The following is a 2,709-nucleotide window of genomic DNA, read 5'->3' on the forward strand; positions in this document are numbered from 1 at the left end:
AGCTTCACGGTCTTGCGCCATCCCGTCGCCCGCGCCCATGCCGGGTTTTGCAGCCATATCCTGACCGGTGCCTTGCCGCAAATCCGGCAAGCCTTGGTCAAGATCTACAAACTGTCGCTGCCGCCACCGGGGGGGGGGGATGACCACAGCGGCCCATCGCGCCGCCTTCATCGACTTCCTGCGCTTTCTGAAGCTCAACCTCGCGGGCCAGACCGGTTTGCGCATTGACCCGCATTTTGCCAGCCAAACCGCTGTCATTCAGGGGTTCGCGCAGTTTCAAGGCCCGGATCTGGTGCTGCGTGAAGACAGCCTGCCGATGGGACTCGGTTTTCTTGCCGCAGAGATCGGGGTGGATTGCCCGGTCCTGCAACTCCCTCTGGACCCCGACACTGCGCTGCTCGCGGAAATCCATGACGACGAGGTGGAAGCACTGGCAAAGGAAGCCTATCAGCGCGATTACATCGGCTATGGCTTCGGTGACTGGCACGCTTAGGGCAATTCGCGCAAAATGTGAATCGCTGTAGCCCTGCTCTAGAAATCCAGATCGGTGTAATGTTTCGACGGCGGGAACCCCGGCACCTGATCGGCCAGCAGGGGCCGGAATGACGGGCGTGATTTGATCTTGGCGTACCAATCCTTCACATTCTGCGACCGGTGCCAATCCACATCCGAATTGTAGTCAAGGCAACTCAGATGCGCGGCCGCGGTGAAATCCGCCAGCGTCATCTCATCGCCTGCCAGCCAGCGCCTTTGGTCCAGCAGCCAGGCCATGTAATCCAGATGGTATTTGATCCGCTGCGCCCCCAGCTTTACCGCCTTGCTGTCGGGATAACCCTGTTTCATCAGCTTCTTGTTGACCCGTTCATACAGCAGGTTGGAGGTGACTTCCTCGTGGAACTTGTCATCAAACCACGCGCACAACCGACGCACCTCAAACCGGCCATCCGGGTCGCGCGGCATCAGGGGCGGATTTGGCGCGATGTCTTCGAGGTACTCACAAATCGCCTGACTCTCGGTCAGCATCTTGCTGTCCATCTTCAGGATCGGCACCTTTCCCGCCGGGTTGCGGCGCAGGAATTCGGCCGACGGCTCCCAATACCGCTCCTCCACCAGTTCCACTTCCAGCTTTTTTTCCGCCAGCGTCAGGCGCACCTTGCGGCAAAACGGGGAAAGGGGAAAGTGATAGAGGCGGTTCATCGGTACTCGGCTTTCGAAACGCGGTGGTGGGTCATACTTACCTGCCATTCCTGTGCGAATTCAATCCCACATCGGGCTTACGGCTCAAAACAGGCGGATCTGCCGTCGCGGCGGATGGTTTCCGCCCCGTCCAGCACCGAGGCCGCGCGCTTTCGCAGAAAGCGGCTGGGTTTTTCGGCGCTGCGATCCTTCGGATCAGGCAGAACCACAGCCAGACGCGCGGCTTGCTGCGCGGTCAACGCGGCAGGTTCCACCGCAAAATCGCGCGCGGCGGCGGCCTTGATCCCGAACACGCCTTCGCCGAATTCCGCGACATTCAGGTAAACCTCCAATATCCGCTGTTTTGACCAGATCACTTCGACCAGGGGTGTGATCATAGCCTCCAGCGCCTTGCGCAGATAGGTCCGCCCCTGCCACAAAAACACGTTCTTGACCACTTGCTGCGTTAGCGTGGAGGCACCACGATTGCCACCGGCATCAATCGCCGCGCGGATCGCACCCATGTCAAAACCCCAATGCAAGCAGAAATTCGCGTCCTCCGCCGCGACAACCGAACGCGGCATCACCGGCGCGATATCCGCCCAATCAACCCATTCCTGCTTCACCCCGCCCAAACGCTGGCCTTCCTGCCACATATAGAACGTGGTCGGCGGGTTCACGACCGCAAACAGCAACACCAGCGCCAGAACCAACGCAAAACATGCGGCGAGACCCCGCGAAACCCAGCGGACAATCCGACGAACGGGTCGCCGGGGCTCAGATTTCACTTTCTTTCGGGTGCTGCTTTTCGCCATGCCCTCTTTAGGCATGAAGCAGGCCCGCGATCAAGCCGCCAGAGGTCGCCCGCCGGCCCAAAGAATCGTCCGGCGACCGCCGCCGCCGACGTTCTTGCCCGCGCGACACGTCATTCAGCCGGGACAGCCTCGCGCTCATCGCTGAGCGGATAGGCGATATGCGGCAGCATTTCCTTCGGGCAGGCTTGCAGGAAATTCGCCCGCTCATTCGCCCAATCGTTGAGGATGGCGCGCGCCTTCAGACTACCGGTCTCATGTGCATGGCGTTCGATCAACCCGCGCAACTGCGCCTCCCAATGCGGATGGCTGACGGCACAGGTGACAAGGCTTTCAAGGTTCATGAACTCCTCCGCCACCCCATCGGGATCATAAAGATACGCCATGCCCCCGGTCATCCCCGCACCGAAATTCGCGCCGATAGACCCGAGGATCACCGCAACCCCGCCGGTCATATACTCACACCCATTGGTGCCGCAGCCTTCAATCACCACCGACGCGCCAGAGTTGCGCACCGCAAAGCGTTCACCGGCCCGACCACAGGCAAACAACTTCCCATCGGTCGCACCATACAGCACCGTATTGCCGATGATGGTATTCTCCGACGCCTTCAGCGGGCTGGACATCGGGGGCCGCACCACAATCATGCCGCCTGACAACCCCTTGCCGACATATTCATTGGCGTCACCCGACACCTCCAGCTTCAAACCCCGCACCGCAA

3 protein-coding genes and 1 pseudogene are annotated in these 2,709 nt (G+C 60.6%); 1 reads left to right on the plus strand and 3 read right to left on the minus strand.

Annotated elements, in window-relative coordinates:
- Window positions 1-139: 139 nt before the first annotated feature.
- On the plus strand, window positions 140-493 hold the full coding sequence (locus tag L0H65_RS17895) for a hypothetical protein (protein WP_301460569.1): 354 nt from the start codon (window positions 140-142) through the stop codon (window positions 491-493).
- A 38-nt stretch (window positions 494-531) separates the two neighbouring features.
- On the opposite strand, the gene L0H65_RS17900 is transcribed toward L0H65_RS17895, so the two are convergent.
- From L0H65_RS17900 to L0H65_RS17910, 3 genes and pseudogenes are all read right to left on the minus strand, one after another.
- Window positions 532-1,197 carry a glutathione S-transferase family protein gene (locus L0H65_RS17900; RefSeq protein ID WP_301460570.1) on the minus strand — a complete coding sequence of 222 codons (666 nt, stop codon included), beginning with the start codon at window positions 1,195-1,197 and terminating at the stop codon, window positions 532-534.
- Between the two features lie 77 nt (window positions 1,198-1,274).
- A complete protein-coding gene (gene mtgA / locus L0H65_RS17905) occupies window positions 1,275-1,991 on the minus strand; it encodes a monofunctional biosynthetic peptidoglycan transglycosylase (RefSeq protein WP_301460571.1) in 717 nt (238 codons plus the stop codon).
- A 110-nt stretch (window positions 1,992-2,101) separates the two neighbouring features.
- Window positions 2,102-2,709 (minus strand): annotated as a pseudogene (locus L0H65_RS17910) (glutamate synthase large subunit); the annotation flags it as partial.

The organism is Pseudorhodobacter sp. (assembly GCF_030452865.1).
Classification (GTDB): Bacteria; Pseudomonadota; Alphaproteobacteria; order Rhodobacterales; family Rhodobacteraceae; genus Pseudorhodobacter.

Excerpts from the sequence above, each read along its gene's own strand:
- L0H65_RS17895 (WP_301460569.1), top strand. The coding sequence starts at position 140 with ATGACCACAGCGGCCCATCGCGCCGCCTTCATCGACTTCCTGCGCTTT.
- L0H65_RS17900 (WP_301460570.1), bottom strand. The coding sequence starts at position 1,197 with ATGAACCGCCTCTATCACTTTCCCCTTTCCCCGTTTTGCCGCAAGGTG.
- mtgA (WP_301460571.1), bottom strand. The coding sequence starts at position 1,991 with ATGGCGAAAAGCAGCACCCGAAAGAAAGTGAAATCTGAGCCCCGGCGA.